We start from the raw sequence: 1,104 nt of genomic DNA on the forward strand, positions 1-1,104 counted from the left end.
GGCTGAGCAGCCCGGGCGGTTCCCGCCAGGACGGCCCCCTGCCGGAGCGTCCTTTCCTGGTCGCCGCGGTCGACGACGGCCAGCCCGGCTGGGAGCCGCTGCTGGACCGCTGCCGTGAAACCGGCATCCCCGTCGCGGCGGAACCCGCCGCGGGCCCCGCAGGCCAGGTCACCCTGGTCGGCGGCGGCCCCGGAACCACCGAACTGCTGACCGTCGCCGCCGTCAAGGCCCTGCGGGACGCCGACGTCGTCTTCTACGACCGGCTGGCCCCGTACCAGGAACTGCCCGCACTGAGCACGGCCGAGCTGGTGGATGTGGGCAAGCGCCCCGGCCACCACCCGGTCAGCCAGTCCGGCATCGAGGAGCTCATGGTGGAAGCGGCCCTGGCCGGGAAGAACGTGGTGCGGCTCAAGGGCGGTGACCCGTACGTGTTCGGCCGCGGCGGCGAGGAAGTGGCCTCCTGCGTGACGGCCGGTGTGCCCGTCCGCGTGATTTCCGGCGTCACGAGTGCCATCTCCGTCCCGGCCGCCGCCGGGATCCCGGTCACGCACCGCGAGGTCAGCCACATGTTCACCGTGGTCTCCGGCCATGCCCCGCTGACGGAGAAGGAGCACACGCACCTTGCCGGCCTCGGCGGGACCATTGTGGTGCTGATGGGCATCGGCACGCTCCACCAGCTCGCCGCCGGCCTCCGCCGGGCGGGAATGCGCGCGGACATGCCGATGGCCGTCGTCGAACGCGGTTACCGCCCCGGCCAGCGGACCACCATCGCCGAGCTGGGGACCATCACGACGGCGGCTGCGGACTGCAGCAACCCGGCCGTGCTGGTGATCGGCGACGTCGTCCGGGTGGCCGAGGCCAACCGCGGCTGCGCGGAGGCGGAAGCCGAACTGGACCGCCTGGCCGCGTCCCTGATGGGAGCGTGAGAGCCGTGAGCGCACTCAACGCCATCGCCCCGGCCGGGCCGCCCGGTGCCGGCCCCAACCCTGCGCCGGGAACCGCGCCGGACACTGTGGCGGAGGCTGTCGAGCTGCCGCTGGAGGGCTTCCGGATCGGCGTGACCTCGCACCGCCGCTCCCAGGACCTGATCGAGGCCCTGGAGCG

At 73.7% G+C, this 1,104-nt stretch carries 1 protein-coding gene and 1 pseudogene; both read left to right on the forward strand.

Annotated features, from left to right (window positions below):
- Positions 1 to 2 precede the first annotated feature (2 nt).
- A complete protein-coding gene (cobA, locus tag K789_RS0113860; RefSeq protein WP_084507560.1) occupies positions 3 to 926 on the forward strand; it encodes a uroporphyrinogen-III C-methyltransferase in 924 nt (307 codons plus the stop codon).
- 5 nt (positions 927 to 931) lie between these two features.
- A pseudogene (locus tag K789_RS25160) lies at positions 932 to 1,104 on the forward strand (uroporphyrinogen-III synthase); the annotation flags it as partial.

It is taken from the genome of Arthrobacter sp. TB 26 (genome assembly GCF_000427315.1).
Classification (GTDB): domain Bacteria; phylum Actinomycetota; class Actinomycetes; order Actinomycetales; family Micrococcaceae; genus Arthrobacter.